This is a genomic window from Amycolatopsis arida (assembly GCF_900115565.1).
Taxonomy (GTDB): Bacteria; Actinomycetota; Actinomycetes; order Mycobacteriales; family Pseudonocardiaceae; genus Yuhushiella; species Yuhushiella arida.
The window spans coordinates 26,748-50,538 of record NZ_FOWW01000012.1 but is presented as its reverse complement, the minus strand read 5'-3'; the positions used below and the strand labels follow the sequence as shown (position 1 = coordinate 50,538).

Annotated in this window: 28 protein-coding genes and 1 pseudogene; 17 read left to right on the top strand and 12 right to left on the bottom strand. The window is 68.6% G+C overall.

The window, feature by feature from the left end; genetic code table 11:
- Positions 1-32: 32 nt before the first annotated feature.
- The 4 genes from BM051_RS25825 to BM051_RS25810 all read left to right on the top strand — a co-directional run bounded on the left by BM051_RS25825 (position 33) and on the right by BM051_RS25810 (position 1,724).
- Positions 33-530, top strand: a complete 498-nt coding sequence (locus BM051_RS25825) for an HXXEE domain-containing protein (protein WP_092535842.1) — start codon at positions 33-35, stop codon at positions 528-530.
- Positions 531-925: 395 nt separating this feature from the next.
- Positions 926-1,231, top strand: coding sequence for a Tn3 family transposase (locus BM051_RS30745; protein WP_424923259.1), 306 nt, complete (start codon positions 926-928; stop codon positions 1,229-1,231).
- Positions 1,228-1,449, top strand: coding sequence for a Tn3 family transposase (locus BM051_RS30740; protein WP_092536069.1), 222 nt, complete (start codon positions 1,228-1,230; stop codon positions 1,447-1,449). The genes BM051_RS30745 and BM051_RS30740 overlap by 4 nt, the downstream gene beginning before the upstream one ends.
- The gene (locus tag BM051_RS25810) at positions 1,446-1,724 is read left to right on the top strand and encodes a Tn3 family transposase (protein ID WP_092535836.1); all 279 of its coding nucleotides are present in this window, start codon (positions 1,446-1,448) and stop codon (positions 1,722-1,724) included. Before BM051_RS30740 ends, BM051_RS25810 begins: the two co-directional genes overlap by 4 nt.
- Positions 1,725-1,806: 82 nt before the next feature.
- Here the strand turns inward: BM051_RS25810 and BM051_RS25805 are convergent, their stop codons facing one another.
- Positions 1,807-2,499: a TetR/AcrR family transcriptional regulator gene (locus BM051_RS25805; protein WP_092536066.1), complete on the bottom strand. Its 693-nt coding sequence runs from the start codon at positions 2,497-2,499 to the stop codon at positions 1,807-1,809.
- Positions 2,500-2,569: 70 nt separating this feature from the next.
- On the opposite strand from BM051_RS25805, the gene BM051_RS25800 reads away from it, so the two are divergent.
- A complete protein-coding gene (locus tag BM051_RS25800) occupies positions 2,570-3,688 on the top strand; it encodes an FAD-dependent oxidoreductase (protein ID WP_092535834.1) in 1,119 nt (372 codons plus the stop codon).
- A 1,343-nt stretch (positions 3,689-5,031) separates the two neighbouring features.
- On the opposite strand, the gene BM051_RS25795 is transcribed toward BM051_RS25800, so the two are convergent.
- Positions 5,032-6,312 (bottom strand): sensor domain-containing diguanylate cyclase, encoded by a 1,281-nt coding sequence (locus tag BM051_RS25795; RefSeq protein WP_092535831.1) that lies wholly within the window; start codon positions 6,310-6,312, stop codon positions 5,032-5,034.
- A 206-nt stretch (positions 6,313-6,518) separates the two neighbouring features.
- Here BM051_RS25795 and BM051_RS25790 point away from each other — a divergent pair, with 206 nt between their 5' ends.
- On the top strand, positions 6,519-6,770 hold the full coding sequence (locus BM051_RS25790) for a hypothetical protein (RefSeq protein WP_092535828.1): 252 nt from the start codon (positions 6,519-6,521) through the stop codon (positions 6,768-6,770).
- A gap of 17 nt (positions 6,771-6,787) precedes the next feature.
- On the opposite strand, the gene BM051_RS25785 is transcribed toward BM051_RS25790, so the two are convergent.
- Entirely contained in the window at positions 6,788-8,014 is a 1,227-nt protein-coding gene (locus BM051_RS25785) for an MFS transporter (RefSeq protein WP_243859343.1), read from the bottom strand.
- A gap of 946 nt (positions 8,015-8,960) precedes the next feature.
- The gene (locus BM051_RS30735; RefSeq protein WP_208325881.1) at positions 8,961-9,344 is read right to left on the bottom strand and encodes a cysteine hydrolase family protein; all 384 of its coding nucleotides are present in this window, start codon (positions 9,342-9,344) and stop codon (positions 8,961-8,963) included.
- On the opposite strand from BM051_RS30735, the gene BM051_RS29470 reads away from it, so the two are divergent.
- Positions 9,228-9,680, top strand: coding sequence for a hypothetical protein (locus tag BM051_RS29470; protein WP_218151706.1), 453 nt, complete (start codon positions 9,228-9,230; stop codon positions 9,678-9,680). The genes BM051_RS30735 and BM051_RS29470 overlap by 117 nt on opposite strands.
- Positions 9,681-10,154: 474 nt before the next feature.
- Here the strand turns inward: BM051_RS29470 and BM051_RS25775 are convergent, their stop codons facing one another.
- The 4 genes from BM051_RS25775 to BM051_RS30730 form a co-directional block, all read right to left on the bottom strand.
- On the bottom strand, positions 10,155-10,433 hold the full coding sequence (locus BM051_RS25775; RefSeq protein ID WP_177217004.1) for a hypothetical protein: 279 nt from the start codon (positions 10,431-10,433) through the stop codon (positions 10,155-10,157).
- Positions 10,433-10,627 (bottom strand): helix-turn-helix transcriptional regulator, encoded by a 195-nt coding sequence (locus BM051_RS25770; RefSeq protein WP_092536060.1) that lies wholly within the window; start codon positions 10,625-10,627, stop codon positions 10,433-10,435. Before BM051_RS25770 ends, BM051_RS25775 begins: the two co-directional genes overlap by 1 nt.
- A 339-nt stretch (positions 10,628-10,966) precedes the next feature.
- Positions 10,967-11,569 carry a hypothetical protein gene (locus tag BM051_RS25765; protein ID WP_243859339.1) on the bottom strand — a complete coding sequence of 201 codons (603 nt, stop codon included), beginning with the start codon at positions 11,567-11,569 and terminating at the stop codon, positions 10,967-10,969.
- On the bottom strand, positions 11,569-11,967 hold the full coding sequence (locus tag BM051_RS30730; protein ID WP_424923263.1) for a deazapurine DNA modification protein DpdA family protein: 399 nt from the start codon (positions 11,965-11,967) through the stop codon (positions 11,569-11,571). Before BM051_RS30730 ends, BM051_RS25765 begins: the two co-directional genes overlap by 1 nt.
- A gap of 566 nt (positions 11,968-12,533) precedes the next feature.
- Between BM051_RS30730 and BM051_RS25750 the strand changes: the two genes are divergently transcribed.
- Entirely contained in the window at positions 12,534-13,178 is a 645-nt protein-coding gene (locus BM051_RS25750) for a class I SAM-dependent methyltransferase (RefSeq protein WP_092536058.1), read from the top strand.
- Positions 13,179-13,546: 368 nt separating this feature from the next.
- Here the strand turns inward: BM051_RS25750 and BM051_RS25745 are convergent, their stop codons facing one another.
- Positions 13,547-14,134, bottom strand: coding sequence for a CGNR zinc finger domain-containing protein (locus BM051_RS25745; protein ID WP_092536055.1), 588 nt, complete (start codon positions 14,132-14,134; stop codon positions 13,547-13,549).
- Between BM051_RS25745 and BM051_RS30545 the strand changes: the two genes are divergently transcribed.
- The 3 genes and pseudogenes from BM051_RS30545 to BM051_RS30540 form a co-directional block, all read left to right on the top strand.
- Positions 14,057-14,512 (top strand): transposase, encoded by a 456-nt coding sequence (locus BM051_RS30545; protein WP_092535822.1) that lies wholly within the window; start codon positions 14,057-14,059, stop codon positions 14,510-14,512. The genes BM051_RS25745 and BM051_RS30545 overlap by 78 nt on opposite strands.
- A 194-nt stretch (positions 14,513-14,706) precedes the next feature.
- On the top strand, positions 14,707-15,879 hold the full coding sequence (locus BM051_RS25735; protein ID WP_092535819.1) for an epoxide hydrolase family protein: 1,173 nt from the start codon (positions 14,707-14,709) through the stop codon (positions 15,877-15,879).
- Between the two features lie 224 nt (positions 15,880-16,103).
- Positions 16,104-16,169 (top strand): annotated as a pseudogene (locus BM051_RS30540) (hypothetical protein); the annotation flags it as partial.
- Between the two features lie 132 nt (positions 16,170-16,301).
- Here the strand turns inward: BM051_RS30540 and BM051_RS25725 are convergent.
- A complete protein-coding gene (locus tag BM051_RS25725; protein ID WP_092535816.1) occupies positions 16,302-17,222 on the bottom strand; it encodes a phosphotransferase in 921 nt (306 codons plus the stop codon).
- Between the two features lie 17 nt (positions 17,223-17,239).
- On the opposite strand from BM051_RS25725, the gene BM051_RS30725 reads away from it, so the two are divergent.
- From BM051_RS30725 to BM051_RS25715, 4 genes are all read left to right on the top strand, one after another.
- The gene (locus BM051_RS30725) at positions 17,240-17,722 is read left to right on the top strand and encodes a deazapurine DNA modification protein DpdA family protein (RefSeq protein ID WP_424923258.1); all 483 of its coding nucleotides are present in this window, start codon (positions 17,240-17,242) and stop codon (positions 17,720-17,722) included.
- On the top strand, positions 17,650-17,886 hold the full coding sequence (locus BM051_RS28725) for a hypothetical protein (RefSeq protein WP_134046022.1): 237 nt from the start codon (positions 17,650-17,652) through the stop codon (positions 17,884-17,886). The genes BM051_RS30725 and BM051_RS28725 overlap by 73 nt, the downstream gene beginning before the upstream one ends.
- 377 nt (positions 17,887-18,263) lie before the next feature.
- Positions 18,264-18,386 (top strand): hypothetical protein, encoded by a 123-nt coding sequence (locus tag BM051_RS30405; RefSeq protein WP_279587026.1) that lies wholly within the window; start codon positions 18,264-18,266, stop codon positions 18,384-18,386.
- A 96-nt stretch (positions 18,387-18,482) separates the two neighbouring features.
- Positions 18,483-19,490 carry an RNA polymerase subunit sigma-70 gene (locus BM051_RS25715; protein ID WP_092536052.1) on the top strand — a complete coding sequence of 336 codons (1,008 nt, stop codon included), beginning with the start codon at positions 18,483-18,485 and terminating at the stop codon, positions 19,488-19,490.
- A 336-nt stretch (positions 19,491-19,826) separates the two neighbouring features.
- Here the strand turns inward: BM051_RS25715 and BM051_RS25710 are convergent, their stop codons facing one another.
- Entirely contained in the window at positions 19,827-20,411 is a 585-nt protein-coding gene (locus BM051_RS25710; RefSeq protein WP_092536049.1) for a dihydrofolate reductase family protein, read from the bottom strand.
- 134 nt (positions 20,412-20,545) lie between these two features.
- On the opposite strand from BM051_RS25710, the gene BM051_RS25705 reads away from it, so the two are divergent.
- A complete protein-coding gene (locus BM051_RS25705; protein WP_134046020.1) occupies positions 20,546-20,968 on the top strand; it encodes a DUF4383 domain-containing protein in 423 nt (140 codons plus the stop codon).
- 423 nt (positions 20,969-21,391) lie between these two features.
- Here the strand turns inward: BM051_RS25705 and pdxR are convergent, their stop codons facing one another.
- Positions 21,392-22,828 (bottom strand): MocR-like pyridoxine biosynthesis transcription factor PdxR, encoded by a 1,437-nt coding sequence (gene pdxR, locus BM051_RS25700; RefSeq protein ID WP_092535807.1) that lies wholly within the window; start codon positions 22,826-22,828, stop codon positions 21,392-21,394.
- 343 nt (positions 22,829-23,171) lie between these two features.
- Between pdxR and BM051_RS25695 the strand changes: the two genes are divergently transcribed.
- Positions 23,172-23,771 carry an EamA family transporter gene (locus BM051_RS25695; RefSeq protein WP_092535803.1) on the top strand — a complete coding sequence of 200 codons (600 nt, stop codon included), beginning with the start codon at positions 23,172-23,174 and terminating at the stop codon, positions 23,769-23,771.
- The last annotated feature ends 20 nt before the right edge of the window (positions 23,772-23,791 follow it).

Here is a 23,791-nt window from a genome sequence, read left to right as displayed (position 1 = left end):
TGGGACGAACACACCCCCAGGAGGTATCCCGGATGACGACCCAGTTCACCCCAACGGCGACGGATCCGCAGGCCATGCACAGGCTTCGGGCCGCGCCGTTCCTGCTCCCGTACCTGGTCTACGTCCTGCACACCCTCGAAGAACTGCCCGGATTCGCCTCCTGGGCAACGAAGCACTTCGGCCCCGAGACCACCGGCATGTTCGCCACCTACCACATCCCGTTGATGCTGCTGGTGCTGCTCTGCTCCTGGAAGGCGCTCCTCGCCGACCGGCACGGCGGCTGGGTGGTCATGGCCATCGCCTTCCAGTGGCAGTTCGCGGTCAACGCGCTGTTCCACCTGACCAGCTGGATCACGCTCGGCGACTACGCCCCCGGTGCTGTCACCGGCGCGGTCGTGTCCATTCCGGCCACCGTCTACTTCTTCCTCTGGGTTCGACGCCAGGCCCGCGCCACCACCACCGAGATCACCCTCGCCATCACGATCGGCACCGTCATCGCCGCCCTCGCGATCGGATTCCTGTTCCTCTAACAAACGCCCGTGCCGCACGCCGTCCCACCACCGCCAACTACCTCGTCACCCGACCAACTTTACGGCTGCTACCCACCGTTTGTAGCGGCGGCCAACCGAACGCCCATTGTCGCTCGACCGGTGTGGTACACCTGCCCACGGCGGCTGACCGGTTGCGATCCTCGCCGGCCCCGGAGGGCCGGTGCTGCCCGACACGATGACCTCCACGATCCGCACGGAGGTGAACGCCTCGATCTGCCGCGGCATCCACGACCGGATGAGCCTCGCCGAGCAGGCGGGGATGCTGCGGCTGCTGGAAGAGCGCGACAGCGACGGCACGACGCGGTTCAACCGGCTGAAACAGACCGCCAGGGCCCGAGCTGGTCGCACTTCAAGCGCCTGTTCACGCATCTGGAGTGGCTGGACGAGCTCGGCGACACCGCGATGTGGGTGGACGGCGTCGCCTCGCCGAAGGTCACCGACCTCGCCGGGGAAGCGGATGCGGCGGACGCCTCCGAACTGCGGGACTACACGGTCGTCAAGCGGGTCGCGCTGTTGGCCTGCCTCGCTCATACATCATCGAGGGCCTCCTCAAGAAAACCAGCGAGGTCAAGCCGACCACCGTGCACACCGACACCCAGGGCCAGAGCGTGCCCGTTCTCGCCTTGGCGCACCTGGTGGGCTTCGATCTCATGCCCAGGATCAGGAACGAAAGGGCCTGACCTTCTACCGCCCGTCCAAGCAGACCGAGTACGTCCACATCGACTCCCTGTTCGGCGAGGCGGGCAAGAACGTCATCGACTGGGACCTGATCGAGTCCCAGTTCCGGCACCTGATGAAGGTCGCCGTCTCCGTCAGGGAAGGCGCCATCTCCTCCTCTACGCTGCTCAAGCGGCTGTCCTCGCCGACAGCGACCCCATCGAGCAGGAGTAGGCGATGAAGTTCAACGCCCTGCTCACGAACGCGGTGATCTTCCACAACGCCCTGGACATCGCGGAGATCGTCCGCCAGCTCCTGGAGGAGGGCTGGGAGATCGACCCGGAGGACCTGACCCACATCTCGCCGTACCTGACCGAGCACACCAAACGGTTCGGCGAGTACTCCACCCACGAACTCGGTATCCAGCCCGAGGCGTACGACCCGAAACTCGACGTCGACTTCACCCAGCTCCGCGACCAGGACCCGGCCGCCTCCGGCTTCAGCACAGCCGCCTGACCGTCACCTCTGTGAAGGACCCTGTCCTGCCCGTTGAGCAGTACGGCCCTCGGCCTCGCTTACATTCGGCAGGAGCTGAGCGTCACGCCGGCGGCCGGGTGAGTTTGGCGGCCACGGCGTCGAGGACCCAGTCCAGGCCGGTCGTGAAGGATGCCTCGGCGTCCACGTCCGTGCCGTCGTACACGGCCTTGGTCAGCGCCGGGAAGCGGCCCGTGGCCAGCACTCTCGTCAGGTGCGGGCCGCGGGCGCGCTGCCAGTCGTGCTTGGACAGGCCCGTGGCGCGCTCGGCCCGCAGATTCGTGATCTCGCGCCTGATCGCGCCCGTGAAGTAGGCGCTGACCGTCTCCACGGCGCGCATGACGGTGTCGATGTCGGCGAGGCCGTCGAGGGCGGACAGGGTGGACTCGGCCACGGCGAGGCCGTTCGGGCCCAGGGCCGGGCGGCCGCCGAGCAGGTCGGCCAGCCATTCGTGGCGGAGGGCGGCCTGCCTGGTGCGGTGGGCGAGGACGCGCAGCGCCTCCCGCCAGTCGCCGGGCTGCTCCTCGGGGAGGATCTCGGCCTGGACCTCGTCCACCATGAGGTCGAACAGCTCCTCCTTGGTGGAGATGTATCCGTACAGCCGCATCGGGCCGGCCTCCAGCCGGGCGGCGACCTTGCGCAACGAGACCGCCGCAAGGCCGCCCTCGTCGGCCAGCGCGATGGCGGCGGCGACGATCCGCTCCCGGTCGAGCGGCACGGGGCGAGTCGGCGGCTCCGGCCGGTCCCACACGGTCATGGTCACTCCGAACTGTTGCGATGCATCGACTGTTGCGATGCATCGTAATGAGGAAATACAGTGTATCGACATGAGACATCGTATCGCTGTGGTCGGGAGCGGCCCCGCCGGCCTTACCTTCGCCCGCGTCCTGCACCGTCATGGTCACCCCGTCACCGTCCTTGAACGCGATCCCGCCCGCGACGCCCGCCCCCCGGGCGGCACGCTGGACCTGCACGAAGGGCTGGGCCAGCTCGCGCTGGACAAGGCGGGGCTGCTGGCGGAGTTCCAGGCGCTGTCTCGCCCCGAGGGGCAGACCATGCGCATCCTGGACGCGGACGGGACCGTCCTGCGCGACTGGCGACCCCGTCCAGACGACCGCGCCAATCCCGAGATCGACCGCGGGCAACTCCGTGACCTGCTGCTCGGCCCTCTCGACGTCCAGTGGGGTCGGGGCGTGACGCAGGTGGTGCCGGGGACCCCGGATGGCGTACTGGTCCATTTCGCGGACGGGCGACAGGAGACGTTCGACCTCGTAGTCGGCGCGGACGGCGCCTGGTCCCGGATCCGCCCGGCAGTCTCGTCGGTGACGCCGCACTACACCGGCGTCACCTTGGTCGAGACCTCCCTCGACGACGTCGACACCCGCCACCCTGACCTCGCCCGGTTGATCGGCGACGGTTCCGTGGCCGTGTACGGCGTGAACCGAGCTCTCGTCGCCCAGCGCAACAGCGGCGGCCACGTCAAGGTGTACGCCCAGTTCCGCGCGCCGCTGGACTGGCACACGAACCTGGACCTGGCCGACGTCGAGGCCGTGCGATCGAGTCTGCTGGCTCTGTTCGACGGCTGGGCCGCTCCCGTCCTCGACCTCCTCCGCCACGGCACCGTTTTCGTCCACCGCCCCCTCTACGTCCTGCCCGTGTCCCACACCTGGACCCATGTCTTCGGGGTGACGCTACTGGGTGATGCCGCCCATCTGATGCCCCCATTGGGGGCGGGCGCGAACCTCGCGATGCTGGAAGGCGCCGAACTCGCCGAGTCCATCGCCAACGGCCCCGAAGATCTGGACGAGGCCGTCCGCGCCTGCGAGGAACAGATGTGGGCACGGGCCGGCAGGTGGGCGAAGATCACGACGGCCGGTCTGGAACGCCTCGTGAGCCCGGACCCCGCCGAAGCCCTCGCCCTCTTCGACCAAGTCCAGCCATCCTGACTGCCAAGCGCGAGAGCTCGCACGGCTTCACGGGAAAGTACGGCACCGCCGCGGTCCCTTCCGGCAAACCACCGTTAGACGAACGCACGGACGCCTGCACCCGAACGCAGCCCTCAGCCCGCTACCGCGAATCCGGTCCGATTCTCCTCGCACACATAACTACCGGGTGCGCGAAGAGTGATGGGCTCCAGCCGGGACGCCCTGGCCGTCCTCCGTGTCGTCAAAGGATCCTTTGATGGCATCCGCTCTGGAGGGGCCATCGGACCGCGGGGAGCATGGGAGAACGCGCGGCTCGATCCAATGCGCTCCGTTCCGGGTTGACGACGGGGTTTGACGACAGGCAGTAGCCGGAGGTGTCATCAACGAACGGATCAAGACGACAGGGAGGCCGCGAGCGTGGTGGAACTGGTCTACACGCGGGTGTCCGGGGTGGAAGTCCAGCTGCGCGGACACGCTGGTCAGCCTACCCGCGGCCTCACCGGCCGCCGCGGTACTGCGGCCAGCAGGAATTCGGCCGACACGATCTCGGGTTGCACATCGGGCCGCACCGCGGGGCGCAGTTCGGCTGGCAGGCCGGGTTGCAGTCCGGGTAGCACGGCCGCACCCCGGCCGACCGGACGCCGCGGCCCACCTGCCGCAGCCGATCTCGCTCACCCCGAGCACGGCAAGCTCGGCCTGGGCCTGCTCGGCGCGCTGGCCGTCGTCCAGGTCGATCACCCCGGCACGCAACGGGATGCCACGCCGCACCGCCTCGACGATCTTCGCCCTCGTCCGCGCATAGCCGGGCCGCTTGGTGATCGCGGCGTGCCGAGCCGGGTCGTCGGAGTAGTAGCTGGTCGCCACGCTGACCTCCGGCTGGGAGTTGCGATCCTCGCCGGCCCCGGAGGGCCGGTGCTGCGGGCTCTTTTCGTTACTCGTCGCCGCCGGGCTCTGGTTGCGATCCTCGCCGGCCCTGGAGGGCCGGCGCTGCCCGGGATGACCAGGGATTCTACGTCTCGCCAGTGGGTGGAGGCCTCCCTACTTGGTCCCGCAGGCCGCAACACGCCGTGGCGGCGGTTCGGAACCTCTCGGCGTGTCGGGCAGCACTACAGGTTCCGAACCGGCGTCCTGGGTCGGATCAGGGAGCCAGTGCGGTGGGGTGTGACGAAGGCAGCGGCAAGGTGGGTGGCGGTGGTGACGGTCCCTGGGTCGAGTTGGTAGAGGCGGACGCTGTTCACGCCCGGTCGATGATGTCGGGAGCTTGGCTTGCAGTTGAAGGGTGCTGCGAGGGGCTGTAGTCGAGTTCGAAGGCGGGCTTCTCATTTCTCAGGCTGCAGTGACCGTGTCGGTGTGCGGCACGGTTGTTACGACTCGGGGGAGATCTGGAGGGGGATGTGGGGGTGCGTGGGTGAGGGGGGAGCGATGACGACCCGATTGCGGCCGGTGTTCTTGGCGGTGTAGGCGGCGTCGTCGGCGGCGTGGAGGAGGCTGGTGTAGTCGTTGGCGGTGTGGGGGTAGAGGGCGGCGCCGATGGAGGCGGTGAGGCCGGTAACGGTGGGTGGCTTGCCGGGGGTGGGGATGGGGACGGGGACTTCGAGGGCGGCGATGGTGGCTTTGACGCGGCGGGCGATGGTGAGTAGTTCGGTGTCGGTGACGCCGGGGAGGAGGGCGACGAACTCGTCGCCGCCGTAGCGTCCGACGTAGTCGCCGCTGCGGACGGAGTCGGTGATGGCGGTGGCGATGGCGCGCAGGACTTCGTCGCCGGCGAGGTGGCCGTTGCCGTCGTCGATCTGCTTGAAGTGGTCGATGTCGATCATGAGTACGCCGGCGGTGGATCCGAGGCGTTCGGCGCGGACGAGTTCGCGGCGGGTGAGTTCGGACCAGAACTCGGGGGCGAGGATGCCGGTCTTGGAGTCGGAGCGGGCGGCGGTCTGGAGCTGGGGCAGCAGCAGGCCCAGGTGCAGGGCGATCGGTGGGACCAGGAACACGGGCAGCAACCATGGCCGCGCGGTCACGACCAGCGCGGTGCCGCATCCGGTGCCGACGGCGGCGAGCACGATGAGCACGTCGGACGGGTTTCCCAGGGCGTGACGGCCGGGTTGGTCGGGGTTGGTGATGATGATCATCAGGATCACCAGCACGTAGTTGACTCCGAAGTAGACGACGCCGGCCAGCAGCAGGCCGGCCAGGCCGGCTGGGCCGTCGATGTGGGGCATGAACGGGGCGAGTTGGCCGGTGCTCAGGTGCAGCACCGCGCCCGCGGCGGCGCAGGCCAGCACCACGGTGGCCGCGGAGAACACCTTGCGGTGCACCAGGCTGCGGCGCCGGTACACCCGTAGCCAGGAGTGGGTGTAGCTGATCACGATCACCAGGACGGCCAGTGGCGGCGGGAGGAGCAGCAGGCCGGCGAAGATCCAGATCGACTGCAGGTGCATGTGGGGGCGGCCCTCGGCGCCCAGTTCCCGGATCCGCTCGATGCGCTGCACGGCCTCCAGGTGCACGACCTCCGCCGCGACCAGCAGCCCACACCACACCAACGCCTGGGACGTGATGGGCACCAAGGTCGCGGTCGCGACGATCGCCACGACGGCGGCCGCTTCGACGGCGACGAGGTAGACCAGTGCCGGCCGGGTCAACCGCCACATCGCCCAATGTCGCGGATCGCAACCCAACCGTGGGGTGGTTGAGCTGGGTTCCGGTCTTCGCACCTTGGACAATTCCACGCGGAGCCCCTTCTCCCGGCGAATCCAGGAGGTTCGTCATCGTAATCGACCGCACGCGGTGTGTCACTAGGCCGGATGGTCCACCGGGCTCCGGTCACACCGCGTGCCCACCGCACCGGAGGCAACCCATGTCGATCAACATCCGCGCCCTGCAGACCGGCCTGCCCAGCAACCGGCGCCGCGGCCAGCGGCCAACCGACTGGACCCGGTCCTGCCCCACCGACTGGGCCGTCCGCACCGCGCCCACCGACTGGGCCGTGCGCCGCTCCCCCACCGACTGGGCCGTGCGCGAGCTGCCCACGGACTGGGCGGTGCGCACCGCACCCACCGACTGGGCCCGTCGCACCGATCCGCGCCGCGTGCCCGGGCCCCGCTTCTGACCTGCCCCGGCCAGGGGCTAGTCCGACGCCTCACCGGCCGCCGATCGCCACCCAGCCGGGCGGTCGGCGGGCCGGAGAGCGGCCCGGTGCCACGCCCACCCGGCGGCGCCCGCGGCCGCCGTGCCCAGCAGGCCGGCGCCGGCAACCACCACGTGGGGGGCGAGGTACTCGGCTGACGCACCGGCCAGCACCACCCCCGCGCCCTGGGACACCCGCAACGCGGTGATCGCCAAGCCGAACGCCTGCCCGCGGCGCTCGTCCGGTACGTGCTGCACGAACATCGTGGAAGCCACCACGTTGTACGCGCTGGCCACTCCCGAGACCAGAAAGATCCCCAACGTCACCGGCAGGCTCGGGTCGGCCGCGCAGCCGAGCAGCACCGCGCACGCCACCATCGGCAACGGCACCAGCACCCGCTCGCGGTTCGCGTCCGGCGCCCGGGCCAGCACCACCATCCCGATCACACTCCCGCCGGCGAACGCGCCCAACAACAACCCCACCGCCACCGACCCGCCGCCGAGCTCAGCGGCATACGGCGCGGCCAGCGCCTCCCCCGCGACGTAGAACCCAGACACACAGCCCAACGCCACCAACGCCCGCAACCGCCGGTCCGACCACACCAACCCCACCCCGGCCCGCACCTGCCGCCACCACACCCCACGCCGTGCAGTGCCGGACGCCGCGGGACGAGACGCCGCCGGACGTCGACCGGTCCCCCACCCCACCAGCACCGCCGAGACCACGAAACTGACCGCGTTCACCAGCAGCGCCCCCGACGGTCCCAACCACGCCACCAACGCACCCCCACCGGCGAACCCCAGCACCTGCCCGCCCTGCAACACCATCGACAACAGCCCCATCCCGGCCACCAACCCCCGACCCGGCACCACCTGCGCCACCAGCGCCGCCCGCGCCGCGTTCCACGGCGCGTTCAGCAGATGTACTCCCACCACCAGCACCCCCACCACCGGCAGCGGCATCCCCGGCACCGCCATCAACCCCACCAGCACCGCCCGCACCCCGTCCGCGACCACCATCACCGACCGCCGCGGAAACCGATCAGCCAACCCCGACAACACCGGCCCACCCACCAAGTCCGGCAGAAACGTCAGCGCATACACCACGGCCGCCCACCCCGGCGACCCCGTCCGACCGAACACCAACACCGACAACGCCACCCGCGCCAGCTGGTCCCCCACCACCGTCACCCACTGCGCGACGAACAACGCCCGAAACTCCCCCAACGCCAAGACCTCGCGAAATCCCCCCGACCGCCCTCCCCGCCCCACCACACCACCTCCACCCGCACCCACCACACCACGAGACCATGCGACCACAACGAGCAGCACACCCACGCCCCATGATGAGCCACAACGCCTGGTCGATCTCCGCGCGTCTCACCGGCAGCGCTGCCGGTGCGTACCCCGCAGATCAGCGCGCCGAGGTGTTCGTTGCGATCCTCGCCGGCCCTGGAGGGCCGGTGCTGCGCTGGCGGGTTTGGGCAGGTGGCTGGCGCCCTCCAGTTGCGATCCTCGCCGGCCCTGGAGGGCCGGCGCTGCCCTGGATGACCAGGGATTCTACGTCTGGCCAGTGGTTGGAGGCATTCCTACTCGGTTCCGCGGGTCGCAACACGCCATGGCGGCGGTTCGGAACCTCTCGGCGTGTCGGGCAGCACTACAGGTTCCGAACCGGCGTCCTGGGGCGGATCAGAGAGCCGGTGTGGGGTCTATGCCCGCGATCGGCAGGACGGCGTTGGTGGGGAGGCCGTCGCGGAGGATTCGCCAGGGTCGGCTTCGTGGGTGGGGATGATGGCCGCGCAGCCTGCGCGGCGCGCGACTCGTGCCCGAAATGCAGGAGCGAGGGGTATGCCGAGGTAGCCGGCTCCGTCGGTGCCCCAGGCCGGGTCGATGACCTCCCCTGAGGAGGTAGCACACCAGCCGTGTTCGAGCACGAGGAATCTGGAGCTCAGGCTGTCGAGGAGAAGGTCCTCGCATCTGCCGTACTGCCAACCCCGGCGCCTGCCGGCCGTCCGTCGGAGCGCGCCGATCTGGTCCAACCATGTGATCACGTGGCGGTGAGCGTGGCTTGCCGCGGTGACGGTCTGGCCCGGATCGCCGGCTGCTGGTTCCGTCATGGTCTCCTCGCACGCTGATTCAGTAGTCACAGGTCAGCAGCCGAACGATCCACGGCTCACGATGCTGGACGCACCATAGCGAACCCGCGCGAGGGCGTGGAGCGACGAGTCGTTCTGACGTTCGCGCCAGCGCTGCCATCGGGTTGCGCGACCGGAGCGAGGCTGCTCAGCGTGCGCCGGGTGTGGTTTCGGTCCAGTAGTCGGGGTTGCGGCCGTAGTCGGGGGTGGTGAAGGCCCGGTCCCAGGCAGCGTCGGGGGCGAGAAGTTCCTGCCAGGGGGCCGATTTCGGTGTAGAGCACGCGCATGGAGTTGAGCGCGGCGTAGTGGAGGTCGGGACCGTCGGTGGACACGGCGTCGTCTGGGACGGCGACCTCGACGTTGTGGGCGAGTCCGGCGCGTACGGTGGCTTCGACGCAGACGTTGGTCTGCAGGCCCGCCACGATCAGCCCCGCCCAGTGGAGCTCGACGCCGACAGCGAGCCGCTGGCCGAACTCGCCGGGCTGCTGTCCCGGCTCAACGGCTTCTACCTCGGCAACGCAGGCGTCCAGATCTTCCGCGCCGGCGACCCCGGCGTCGGCCCCGAGCTCCAAACCTGGAACGCGGCCCACACCTGGAAACACACCTACCACGGCCTGGCCGACAACCTGTTCTGTTTCGGCCAGGACCTCTTCGGCGTCCAGTTCGCCATCGAGGATCGTCGTCGCGTGGTCGCCTTCGACCCCGAAACCGCCCACCGCGACCCCCTCGGCGACACCCTCCACGACTGGGCCGCCTGACTTCGCCGCGATCTCCGTCTACGTCCCCACCTGACCGACGCCCTGAACCAGGAGGCGAGGCGGAACAGGCTCGCGCGCGTCGACGCCTACCCGCGACGGCTTTGTTTGAGCGTGTCGAGCATTGCGCGGTAGGCGACCTCGTCGTCGTGCTGCGCTGCAGAGTCGGAGGCGAACTCGGCGAGAGCGTGGGAGCACCGGGCAACGGGGAGCCAATGGCCACCTAGACGGGGCTCAGCGGTGGGGCCCGAACCAGGCGGGCGGTGGCGTCTGTGTCAGGCCATCGTCACGGCGATGGTCAGCAGGATGAGCACGACCTCGACGGCCGCGAGCCGCATTGCGCCCCGACGCTCACCCCGTCATGGCTTTGCGAAGCACCGTGTCGTCGGGCTTTCCACGCGTCGTTGCAAGCATGGCCAGCGTCGCGGTCGCCATCGTGTCGGCGTTACCCGAACGGGACTTCGCCGCAGCCCTTGGCTACTTCATGTCAACGTACTGTTGCGCGAAAGCGAACCAGGACCGCTCGTCGACCTCGCGGCCCGCGCTCACCGGCAAGCCGTCGACAGCCCGGAACGCCTCCTCCTCCTTCTGCGCGGTGACGAGCTTGGCCCGGAAACTCTCGGCCAACGCTTTCGTCGCATACGACTTCGACCACTCACGACCGGCCACCGTCCAGCGCACCGTGTAGGACTTCCGACCGCGGCGCCCAACCTTTTCGCGGAGCTTCCAGATCCGAACGTCGAACGTCGTCGACATCAGGCGGCCTCCTCGCAGTGCTGTTCGACCCAGGCGTCGAGGTCGGCGCGTCGGATGCGGATGCTGCCGTTGGGCAGCTTGATGCAGCGGGGCGCGCGTCCCTTGGTGCGCCAGTCGTTGAAGGTCGAGCGGGCTATGTCCAGTTCGGCGCAGACTTCGGCAATGCTGAGGTAGTTGCGGATGCGGCTTGCCATCGTGGGCGGTGCTCCTCCATGCGGTGACTGTGGGTGGCAGCGGTTGGTGGCATGGCGCATCTCCTCCTCGGGTGGGGGTTGGTGGGGTGGCGAACTCTGCGAACTTGCAAACTTTGGTGGTGGCCTGCGGGTTCTTGTGGAGCAAAGTTCGCGGGGTGCGAACTTTGCTTCCCGTGTTTGTGCTGGTCGGGGGGTCTGTTCGCTGGTTCGCGGTGTTCGCGTCGTTGGGGGCGCGGGCGGTGTAGAGCTCGGTGGGTCGGCCGCCGCCGGGGCGGGTTCGGTGACTGCGGGTGATGCGGCTGGCGTCGACGAGCTGATCGAGCACGCGCTGGGTGACGGTCAGGGTGGACAGGTCGCCGCCTTCCCACGCCGCCCGCAGGATCGCTGACAGCGAGTTGCCTTCGCGGCGCATCTTGGCCATGACCCCGCCCACTCGGACTCCATCACCATCAGCCGCAGGTCCCGCTCGCCGCCGGCCGGGTCAGCGTTGTCGGGCAGGGCGAAGCACTGGGCCAAGCCCTCGCCGGAGGACAGCCCGGATTTGATGTTGGTGCGGGTGAACTCGTCGTCGGCGGCGGCGATGAGCCGGCGTGCGGTCGACCACGAGGTGCCTTTCCGGCCGGCGGAGGTGCGGCCGATGATGAGCGGCCACACCAGCAGCGGGTGGGGGTCGTCGCCTGCCCGCACGTGCGGTCCCTGTCCCAGGTAGACCCCGGCGGCGCAGATCAGCGACGCCAGGATGGCCACCGGGTCGGCCTCGCTGGTCGGCTCGACCTGGTGGACCAGGTGGCCGAGGTAGCAGTCGAACACGGCCGGGTCGAGCGTGGGCAGCTCCCCGCGGGCGCGGGCCACCTGCACGATCGCCTCGGCCTCGGCCGCGTCCAGCGCGTCCGGGTCCGAGACCGGGTGCACCACCCGCAGCGGGCGGGCAGGGTCGACCATCAGGCAGCCTCCTCCGGGGCAGGGTGTCCGTGGTGGACCAGCAGGGCGGTTTGGGCTCCGCGATCTCGCGCGGCAGCGAGGTGGGCGAGCACAGCGCGGCGCCAGCGGGCGGCGGCGTAGCGGGGGCAGTCGGCGCAGTTCTTGGGGGCGGTGCAGCCGGGCAGCGGGGGGCTGCGGCGGGCTCGGTAGCTCCAGGCCAGGGAGCCCGCTGAGGCCAGCAGCGGCCCGTACCGGGTTAGCCCGCCGGTTTTGACACCGAAGCCGTGCGGGCGCAACCCGAGCGAGGCCAGGACGGTGACCAGGGTGGTGATCTCGGTAGTGGACTGGCGCCGGTTGTCGCGGCAGTGGCCGTGTCCCGTTGTGAGCGTGTCGCGTTGCGACCAGCCAGTGAAGCCCATCGGAGCCGTGCGCGTCCACATTAGACGATCCGACTTGCGGTCGGTGGAGGGGTGATGTCGTGTCGCAGTACTCCCTTGGAACAGGTCCTCGTTCAGCCGCATAATCCGGTGATCCTCGACTTCCTGGCAGGGATACTGCGGAGGTTGTTCGGCGAGTCGGCGAGCTGTCGAAGCCGGAGGATCTCTTCGTGCTGCGCGCTGAGTTGTGACAACGCGCGTTCCTTGAACTCGGCGAGCTCGGTGATCTGTGCATCGCGTTCCTGGACGCGTTCACCGAGCTTGGCGGTCTCGTCTTTCAGCCTGGTGATCCGACCCCGGCTTCTCGTGCGAGAGTCTTGAGGTCGCAACCACCGCGGGGCGGAAGCTGCCCCAGCAGTAGGCGGTCCATCGCAGCGCGGATGCTGGCCTCGTTGCGGCGGCGTTGTTCGGTGGTCAGTGGCATGATGTGCTCTCCTGCATTGCGGTCTGCGGAAACGTGGTGGAGTTCTGGGCCTGTTGGCGCCCGGTGACCGGCCTCTTCGCGTCGGTCGCCGACGAGATCGTGGTCATGGAATATCGTGTCGGTCGTGACGACGGACGACTGGTTGGCTGACACCCGAACCTCTTACGACACGGTCGCGGTCAGCTATACCAACCAACTGCGTGACGCCATCGCTGGTGACCCTTACCTTCGCGCCGCTCTGGCGGTGTTCGCCGATCGTGTGCGGGCCGCTGGCGGGGGGCCAGTGGCGGACGTCGGCTGCGGCCCTGGACACGTCACGGCCCACCTGCACGGGCTCGGTGTCGACGCCTTCGGCATCGATCTTTCTCCAGGGATGATCGACGTGGCCCGGCGTGACTACCCCGGCTTGCGGTTTGAGGTGGGCTCGATGACGGACCTGCACCTCCGCGACGCTTCGGTGGCCGGCGTGCTCGCCTGGTGGTCGTTGATTCACATCCCCGACGACGAGGTGCCGACAGTCTTCGCGCACTTCCACCGAGTATTGCGTCCAGGCGGACCGTTGCAACTCGGGTTTCACGTTGGTAACACCTCGAGGTTGAAGACGGAGGGTTATGGAGGCCACCCGATGACGGTCTATGTCCACCGCCGTCAGCCGGACAAGGTGGCCTCCTGGTTGCGTGACGCTGGGTTCGAAATCGAGGCCCAGTGGCTGTGCGACCCGGATGAGCGAGTTCCGCAAGCAGTTCTTGTCGCGCACCGCCCCTCCTAAGGTCCGTGGGAGCCGAGGGGCGTGTCGGTGTGTTCACCGCGGTGCTGGTCGCCTCGTCGATGTTGTGGAGCACCCGCTGGACCCGGTCGTGCTCGCGGCGCAACCGGGCTTGCTCACCTTTCGGGACTCGTGGGTTGCCGAGGAATGCCTGGAAGGTGGTGGCCTGCTCGGCCCATACCGGGCGGTGGCAGGCGTGGTGGGTGGCCTGGGGGCAGCGGGCGGAGTCGCAAAGTCCGATCAGCGGCCGTGTCGCCTGTGTGGTTCGGCCAGTCGCAGGCAGAGCGCTTTCGTTGGGTCGCGGAACCAGCAGTAGCTGGCCGGGCCGACGTGCAGAGCCCGACCACGGGTGCGGCGGCTAACAAGCCAGATCAGATGACACCCGTCCGTGCGGCAGTCCGGTTCTTGCGCTGGTTGGCATTGAAGCGCGCCTTCTTCTGACGATTCCCACACGTGTTCATGTCACACCATTTGCGGGTGCGACTTTGACTGGTGTCGAAGAAGGCGGCTTGGCAGGTTGGCGATGCGCACAAGGCCAATCTTCCGTCTCGTTCGCCTGCGATGATGCTGATCGCGTCGGCGGCGATTACGCCTAGGGCATCTTCTACGCGGGAAGCCGAACTAAGTCGCCATTGACGATTGCCCTCGGGCGTCAGGATAGCCGAGGCCCGACCCTGAATGCTGCGGTCATTGATGACTTGGACGGCAGACGCAGGGAGAGCGTCCTGGGTCGCGGTCGCTGTCGCGGCGGCGTGAATTGATTCCCTCAGTTCCCGAGCGAGTTCGAGTTGGGCGGTGGTGCAGGAGTCCACGGCTAGGCCGTTCACCGCCAGCCAGTCGACGAGTCGCTGCGGCGTGGGAATGCGCTCCACAGCGTTGCCATGACGCTCCGTCAGAGTCGCCGTGAAGCTGGTCGCCAGCACGTTACCGAGGCGAAAGTCAGGGAACCCAGCACGCATGGAACCACCTTAGCCTCGATCGTCCACGAGGACCGCATCCGGCACGCCAAAGACTCGGGGCTGGGCAGGTTCCCGTCGCGGGAGCTCGCGATCAACGCCACCTGGTCGATGCTCGCCCAGATCGCCGCCGACCTGGTCGCCTGGACTCGACTGCTCGCTCTGACTGGCGACGCGCAGGTCCTGGCCGCGTGCGAGCCGAAGGCCATGCGCTACCGATTCCCGCACGTCCCAGCCCGACTCACTCTCGGTGCTCGCAGGCGACGGATGCGCGTACCTGCAACCTGGCCCTGGGCAGCGGCGGTCGTGGCGATCTCCGCCAACAACGCAACCCGCCTGACCAGACCCAGTCCACTCACGAGAAACCTCAGAGACGCGTAGCCCGGCAGCGCCAGCTGGCACCCGGCCATGCCCGCCAGCGCACCCAGAGAGCCTGGTCACGGGTAACGCCGCAAGCGCCCCGACCCAGCGACCTTCCTGAAAGACCGGTTGCACGCAGGCATGAAGACATGCTAGAACCGTCTTAGCCGGTTCGCGACAGGTCGTAGCCGGCTCCGCGATGGCCAGGAGGTCTCATGCCCCGCCCAACCAGCGACGTGCACGCATTCGAAGCCCACGCACCTGACGCTGACCTCGACGATCTGCGCGCGCGACTGGCCGCGGCGCGGCTACCGGAGGCCGAGACGGTCTATCGCGCCGCGCCCGACCCTCGCCGATGGGAACAGGGCGTTCCTCTCGCCGACCTCGTCGATGTCGTGAACTACTGGCGCACCGGGTACGACTGGCGGTCGTTCGAAGAGCGCCTCAACCGTATCGGCCAGTTCAGGACGACCATTGATGATCTGGGAATCCACTTCCTGCACCGCCGATCCGCGCGCGCGGATGCCACTCCGCTGATCTTGACGCACGGCTGGCCAGACAGCATTGCTCGGTTCATCGATGCAGTAGACGAGCTGGCAGATCCGAAAGATGCAGACGCGCCGGCGTTCCACGTCGTGGTCCCGTCGCTACCAGGCTTTGGTTACAGCGACAAGCCGGCCACCACCGGGTGGGGAACCGAAAAGATCGCGGCCGCATGGGTGGAACTGATGGGAAGGCTGGGCTACGGCAAGTTCGCAGCCCACGGCGGCGACTGGGGAGGTAATATCACCACGGTTCTCGGCGGCCGGTTCCCGGCGCACGTTCTCGGCATCCACACAACGTTCGCGGAGGGACCGCCCGAGTTGACAACGGACGGGCTGACGGCGGCCGAGCGCAAATGGATCGAGGAAACCCGCGATTTCTGGCGCCACCGCGCGGCGTACGCGAAGCAGCAGGCGACCCGACCGCAGACCATCGGCTACTCGCTCGTCGACTCACCGGTCGGGCTTCTTGCCTGGATCCTTGACAAGTTCGCCGAGTGGTCAGATACCGAAGACAGCCCGTTCGAGACGATTTCCAGGGACCGCGTTCTTGACGACGTCACCCTGTATTGGCTGACGCGGACCGGCGCGTCGGCGGCCCGCATCTACTACGAAAGCCACAACTCGCTGGACCCCGAACTGCGGGTCGACGTCCCGTCAGCACTCACTATGTATCCCCGCGACGTCGAGAAGTGTCCGCGCCCCTGGGCGCAGGAGCGGTACCGACAGATCGTCCGATGGAGGACGCCCGAAATCGGAGGACATTTCCCGTCGCTGGAGGTTCCCGAGTATTTCGTCAAGGATCTGCAAGAAGGCCTCGGGGCAGTGTTGGCCGCTAATCGGTGAACGCGGCTGGGTGCCGGGACTCGGAATTGGTCCAGGAATCTGAGCTGCGCGCCGAATGCTCTGCGCGGCTAGCGGTCTCTGTTAGAAACTTTTGCGGTAGCGTTCGTGAGTTTCTTCCCAATCGTTGTGTGCTCGGTTCTCTGACATAGGCGTTCCCTTGAACGCTGAGGGTTCTCACCGGGATGTGGTGTTGGGCACCCAAATCGGCGGTTGTGACAGTGTGACTGGCCTGTCGGAGAGAATTCCGCACTCGCTGGGGCGCCCACAACGTTCGCCACCACAGCACCGGCACCAAACGCTTCCACCACTCCGCCGTTGGCGATCTCACCATCACCATCTACGCCGCCGAACCTCGACTCACCCGCCGACAAAGCCCTGCGCCTGCTCGTCTCCTGTGCTTCCCGTCCACTGGGCGTTGGTGGCTAGGTGTTCGCTCGGCGGAGGCGTTCGGCTGCCTGCGCGCGGACGGCGTCACCGGACACCGGGGGATCGCCGAGCAGTGCTTCCCATCGGACGTCGTGCGCTGCTGGCCACAGGCTGGCCGCCCACGCGATCTCCTGCTCCTCCGCGGTGAACCGACGCCCCCGAAGGTCCTGATAAGCCACCAAGAACGCCTCGGAACTTTCGATCGGTGGCAGTGTGGCCGGCCCGGTCTTGGGGAACACTCCACTCGCCGCTCCCACCAGTGCCGCCTCTGGCTGCCACGCCAGGCTGTCCCAGTCATGCACGGCCCACACGTGGCTGTCGTGCCAACGGAGGTTCTGCGCTTCGAAGTCGGCGTGACCCAGAACACGCGGCAGGTCGGCGGCCAGCAACCGCTCGCGGGCCCGGGCGGCCGTGTCGACGACGTAGGCGGGCACGGCGCTCTGGTCCCGCTGGTCGAGGAATCCGATCGCCGGCCACAGCCCGGAATCTGTGTGGTCCCAGCGCACCCAGCGAGGGCTCGGCACCGGAGGCGCGACGGTCATGTCGGCCAGTTCGGCCATCAGCCGGGCGAACACCGCCGCGTAGCGCACGGCGACCTCCGGCGAATCGCCACGCAGCAGTTCACCGCCGGGCCGGTACTCCTCGGCGTGCACGGCCAACGCATCGACGCCGACCGCGGGCGTGAGCGGCCGGGCACACGGAAACCCCCGCTCCGCCAACCGGGCCTGCGCGGCAACACACGACGCGGCCCGGCCGTCGTCCTCCCGCGCCTTCACCACGACGTCCCGCCCATCGGCCAACCGCAGCCCGAACACCGCCGATATCGACCGCTGCTCGAACAGCACGCTGACCGGCTCGTCCCCCAACTGGTTTACACACCAGGCCGGCAGCCAGTCCAGCAGATCATCCAACGGCACGGTGACGACTGTGCCATATGCGCCGGAAGCGATCTGGACGTGCCAACGACAAAGCCCAGCACGAGATCACAAACGCCGCAACGGTCATCCCTGCTTCTGAGCGCTGTTCGTGGCGCGAGCGAGGAGCCACGCCGCGGCCGACCGGGAAGGGCGCCAGCCGTTTCATGAGACAGCCGGTGCTGGGGAACGGCGGGTTCACCGAGTTGAGCTTGTACGGCCGGTGGCGGACCACCGCCGACCAGTACGTCGAGTCGGTGCGGTACTACCTCGACAGGATCGGCGGGCTGGACTTCGCCGCTTCGCAGGACTGGATGTGTGAGCCGGTCATGCTCGCTCGTACCGGGTTGTGCGTGCGCGAGCATCAAGACCGCACCGTCACCAACTTCTTGCGGCTGCGGGAGTTGGCGCCGGAGGTGCCTGGGCCCCGGTGGTGCAGGGTTGGCACCTGGTCGACTACGAGTTCTGCGTCGACCTCTACCGGCAGGCCGGGGTGGACTTAAGCCGCAACACCGCGCTGATCGACCTGGCCGCCCAACTTCCCGCGACAGTGCTGTCCGACCTGCTCAACCTGCACACCGAGACCGCAACGGCCTGGAACGATATCGCGGGCAACACCCGCGCCGGCTGCGCCGCCGAGTTGTCCCGCCGGCACGCCGACACCTGACCCGTCGAACGCGAGTCGGCATGACACGATGCCAGCGCCGCGCAGCACTCGGACCAGCGACTCCACGCTCGCAGCATCTGGCTACTGGCCAGCGGGCACGCGCTATCGAGCCCCTCAGGTCAGGCCGGACGCCTTGAGCAGTTTGATGACCGCCTCCAGTAGCGGTCGCCGACAGTGCCCACAGCCGCCGCGATGTGCTGAGTCGTTCAGCGGCCCGCCACAGACCAGCAGGTAGGCAACGTCAGCGCACCGCTCAGATCTGATTTCGGCAAGTTGAAGTGGTTCTGGCCCCACCTCGTTTGGGTGTTTCCGCTGGCCGCGTGAAGTTGCTAGCCCGGTGACGATGGCGTGGTGGAAAGGCATAAGCCTCTGGCCCGGTGATGCTGATGCGGGCGCTGGACGAGGTGTTCACCGGGTACTACGGCGACCCCCACCTCGACATCGAGGGTGTGCCTGACCTGGAGCACCTCCCCTGGATCGACCCGGCCCATCCGCCCTGACGAACGACCCGGTGTCAGCGGCTTCACCGATCAGAAATCCTCCGCCATGCCGTCAGTTCTGGTAGCCCCCTCGCACCGGTGGAAGGATTGATGACCATGACCGACGCTAGACCGCTGGGCGCCGACGAGGCCACGTTCATCGCGGTGGTCCGCTCAGGCGATACGGGACGGTTCGCGCTCATCACGGAGCGTCACCGGCGTGAGCTGCAGGTGCACTGCTACCGGATGCTCGCGAACTACGAGGACGCCCAGGACATGACGCAGGAGACGTTCCTGCGAGCGTGGAACAAGCGGGAGTCGTTCAAGGGCCACGCTGCGCTGCGGACCTGGCTGTACCGGATCGCGACGAACGTCTGCCTCGACTTCCTGGAGAAGCGCAACGACCGCACACCCGTACCCTCCGAGCTGTCGGACTCCGGCTCCGAGGTGCCGTACCTGCAGCCGTACCCCGACCGGATGCTCCCCGAGGACCCGCAGGAATCGGTGGTGGCGCGGGAGACGATCGAGCTGGCGTTCATCGTCGCCGTCCAGCACCTGCCGCCGCGGCAGCGGGCGGTGTTCATCCTGCGCGACGTCCTCGGCTGGCCGGCGTCGAAGGCCGCCAACGCCCTTGAGCTGACCGTCGCATCGGTGACCAGCGCACTGCAGCGGGCGCGCGTGACGATGCGCGAGCAGCTGCCCGACCGCCGCCTCGACTGGCGGAGCCCCGCCACCCACGAGCTGTCGAATGACGAGCGCGGCGTGGTGAAGTCGTACATCGACGCCCACGAGCGCAACGACCTCGACGGGCTGATCTCCCTGCTGCGCGACGACCTGCGCTTCGCGATGCTGCCCGAGCCGGGCACCGTGATCAGGACGGCCAAGGACGCGGTGGACGGCTGGGTCTCCGGCGGGCTTTTCCAGCGCGGCTACGACGACTGGCGCGGTATCACCACGACGGTCAACCGCATGCCTGCCGCCGTGCTGTACCTCCGCACCCCCGACGACCCGGAGTACCGGCTATTTGCCATCGCGGTCCTGCGCATCGCGGACGGGAAGATCGCCGAGCTCACCGGATTCGACGCCACCGACAAACCATGGCTGGACCTGCCCCCGACACTGTGATCACACATGTCCCCATCGTCGACGAGTCCAGCGCACGGGCCGGCCTCACCGAAGTCACCGCGGAATGAGCACCCCGACCGGCTGAACACCAACGCGACAACGCGAACACCACCGCCCCGCCGGCGTTTGACAGCGTTGCCGGCGGGGCGTCTTCATGCCCCGAAGAACATCGTCACGATCAACGACGCCGTCGTCCTCATCTCCAGCGAGTCGGTCAACAGCTCACTCGGAACGCAAGGAAAGGGCCGGGGAAGGTTCCCTCATAGCCAAGGGTCACGGTGAGCACGCCAGGAAGGATTTCGACCTGACCTCACGAGCCGATCGTCTGGCCCGTGCTCATCGCCTCGTCTCGTATCGGGTCAGCACCACGCCGCCGGGAAACGTCCGGGTCTCCACGAGGTTCAGGTTCACCCAGCTGTCCAGCCCGGTGAAGAACGGCGTGCCGCCGCCCACCAAGACCGGCACGGTGACCAGCACGTACTCGTCGATCAGCCCGGCCCGCATGGCCGCCCCGGCGAGCGTCGCGCCGCCGATGTCCATCGGGCCGGCGTCCTCGGCCTTGAGCCGGGTGATCTCGGTGACCGCGTCGCCGGTGACCAGGCGGGTGTTCCAGTCGACCGTGCTGGTCGTCGAGGAGAACACCATCTTCGGCATGTCCCGCCAGCGGCGGGCGAACTCGATCGCCGCCGGTGTGGCGCCGGGCTGCTGGTCGGCGGTCGGCCAGTGGGAACTCATCGTCTCCCACAGCTTGCGCCCATACAGCGCCAGGCCCGTCGCCGCCACCCGGTCGGACCACCACTGGAACAGCTCGTCGCTCGGCGACGAGTCCGGTCCCTCACCCCCACTCCAGCCGAGGTCGTCGCCGGGCGCGGCGATGTAGCCGTCCAGGGTCACATTCATGCCAAAGGTCAGTCTCCGCATCATGCCAGCCTCTCGTGAGTCGATCTCACACGTACAGACGGGCGCGGCGCGAAAACCTAATCGGTGCGCGATCTGCGTCCGCAGGTAGTCCTCGCGTTCCGGACTGAGAGCGTGTTTGAGAAGATCAACTTGCGGTGGTGAAGGTGCGTCGTTGCTGCCGGGTTACCAACGGACCGGCCGGCTACCTCACCTGCCCGACGGTCTTCTCCGAGCCGATGGCCTCCTGCACCACGGAGCTGGTCGGGTTCATCCCGGTCACGGTCAACGGCTGCCACCTCGCGTGCCACTTGATCACGGGCGTAATCGGGATGGTCGCAGTGGCCAGAAGGACCCGGGCGACCTCCTACGCCCTGCTGGGCGGTCTCTACTACCTCGTCTGGGGAGCCGTCGGCCTGGTCGGCGGCCCCGATGTGCGGCACCACCTCGGCGTCGACGTTGTCGGCACCTGGGTGCACATCGCCGAAGGGGCACTCCTCGTCGTGATCTGGCTCAGCACCCGGCGTCGCTCAGTCGCGACGGCGGAGCGGAGGCGGGCTGCCACGGCATCCACTACCTAGCAAGACCAACTCTGATGAGCAAATCAATGCGAGCACATGCCGTCACCGTCGTCGACAAGCCGTCCAATCGGGTGCGGGCCGCAGCGGCCGACCACGCCGCTATCACCGGGTGGGGCCCGCGGCTGCCTGTCCACGCTGACGGTGAGTCCGTCCCCGGCGCTCTCGGAACTGTTCGCCGCGTCACGGTCGGCCCCGTACCCGCGATCGTCGAACGCGTCACCGCCTTCACACCTGGAAGCGCCTGGGAGCTAAACAGCAGACATCAACCGACGGAACTCAGCATGTTCTGCACCGCGCAAGTCGCGATTGGGTAATTGTCGCTTTCGCCCGTGAGAGATCGTCTGGAGCGTCTGCCGGGTGGCGAAGTGGCCAGTGACGCGATGGTCGAGGTAGGTGACGATGTCGGCGTGGCGTTGTCGTCTGTCAGGGTGCGGTCTGGTGTCGGACGGCTTTGGCGAGGGTGCGGATGCCGCGGCGGATCTGGAGTTCGCTGACGTTGCCGAAGCCGAGTACGAGAGCGGGCGGGCGCTGCTCGATTTCCGCGCCTGTGGGCGCGAACCGGTAGTGGGCGAGTCCCTTGACTCGGACGCCCATGGTCGCTGCGGTCGCCACGACGGCGCGCTCGGATGTCCCGTCGGAGAGGCGCAGCAGGGCGTGACAGCCGGCCGCCAGCCCGTGTAACCGGCCCGGCCCGAAGGCGGCCTCGGCCTCGGCTGCCAGCACATCCCGGCGTGCGCGGTAGATCTCCCGCACGCGTCGCAAGTGGCGGTCGAAACGGCCCGACTCCATGAGCAGCGCCAGCGCTTCCTGGTCCAGGCCGGGGGCGCCGCGAGAGCTGAGCCGCTTCTCCTCGACGATCCCCGGCACGAACCGCGGTGGCGCGAGCACCCAGCCTAGCCGGATCGCGGGTGCGAGCGTCTTGCTGACTGATCCCAGGGCGATCACCCGGGCCGGGTTGAGGCCCTGCAGTGAGCCGACCGGCTGACGGTCGTATCGGAATTCGGCGTCGTAGTCGTCCTCGAGGATCACCCCGTCGACCTCGTCCGCCCAGGCAACCAGGTCGCGTCGCCGCGACGGGCCGAGCGCGACACCGGTGGGGCACTGGTGGGCCGGTGTCAACAGCACCGCCCGTGCCCCGGTCTCGCGCAGGCGGCCCACGTCGAGGCCGTGGTCGTCAACGGGAACCGGCACAGCGTCCAGACCCGCGCGGCGGGCGATGACGTCGTGCTCGCGAGGGCCGGGATCCTCCAGCGCGATGCGCTGGATGCCGTGCTGTGCCAGCGTCGCGAGGGCGAGAGCCAGTCCCTGCCGGAAACCGGAGACGACGACGGCGTCCTCGGCGACCGCGCAGCCCGACCGAACGCGACGGTGGTAGGCGGTGACAACCTCTCGCAGGTGCCTCGAACCGGCCGGATCCTCGTCACCCAACTCGGCGGTCGGAAGGGTCCGCGTCGCCTTCGACACCGCCCAACTCCAGTCGGTCAACGGCACCGAGCCGAGATCCGGGATGCCGTACTCGAAGTCGGCCTCGATCGGTCGGGACGACGAGGCCGCGACGACGCCGGGCGCTTGCCCGGCCGGCCCGCCGGCCGGCATCGCGGCCACCCGCGTCCCGGAGCCGACCGCCGACTCGACATATCCCTCGGCCAGTAACTGCTCGTAAACATCGACGATGGTGCCGCGGGAGACGCCGAGCAACTCGGCCAGGCGTCGAGTCGACGGCAAGCGTTCGCCGGCGCCGAGCCGTCGGTCGCGGATCGCCGCCCGCAGCTGGTCCTGGATCTGAATCCCGAGCGGTCCAGCGCGGCGGTCCAGCACCACCAGAACGTCGGGGCCACCGCGCGTCCAGTCCACCATCATGCCACCAGTACACCAAATGGTCCGCTCCGTGGGTCCGCGAGTGGACCTTCAGACTGGACCGCATCGACCTCAGGATCGATGCCATGAACCTCGGAATCATCTTGGCGCTCTCGTCGGCTCTCGCGTACGGCGCCGCGGACTTCGCGGGCGGCGTGGGCTCGCGCCGGTACTCCTCATGGCAAGTCGTTCTGGTCGGGCAGTCGGCTGGCGCGCTGGTCATGCTCGTGGCTGGCCGGTTGCTGCCGGGTAGCCCGGCGCGTCGGACTTCGCCTGGGCGCTGCTGGCCGGAGTCGGCTCGGCGACCGGCAGCATCTTCCTGTTCCGCGGGCTCGCCCGTGGCCGGATGGGCCTCGTGGCGCCGATCTCGGCGGTCGGGGCCGCGGTCCTGCCCGTGTTGGTGGGTGTGGTCCTCGGCGAGCGTCCTGGTTGGTTGGTCTGGGTCGGTGTGCTCGCCGCACTTCCGGGGATCTGGTTGGTCTCCCGCGAAACCACATGGGATCGACCGGATCGACCGGCGCGCACGCGGGGAGCGCTCGTCGACGGCGCCATCGCGGGCGTCGGCTTCGGGGTTCTGTTCATCGCACTCGCCCAGATCTCGGCTGACGCCGGCCTGCTGCCGCTGGCCGCCAACCAACTGATCGGCGCGATCCTGACCATGGTTGCCGCCACGAGCCTCGGACAGCCTTGGCGTCCCCGCCGCGGCATGGTCGCAGGCGTGGTCGGCTGGGGCAGTGCCTCCGGCGTGCTCGGCGCATCGGGCACCCTCGCGTTCATGGTCGCTACCGGAGCGGCGAGCCTCGGCATCGCCGGAGTCCTTGCCTCCCTCTACCCGGCCGTCACCGTGCTGCTCGCGGCCGGCGTGCTCGGAGAGCGGGTCTGCGCCAGGCAGCGAACGGGCATCGGCATCTGCACCCTCGCAGTTGTCACCCTGGCTCTGGGCTGAGCCAGGGTGACAACACAACC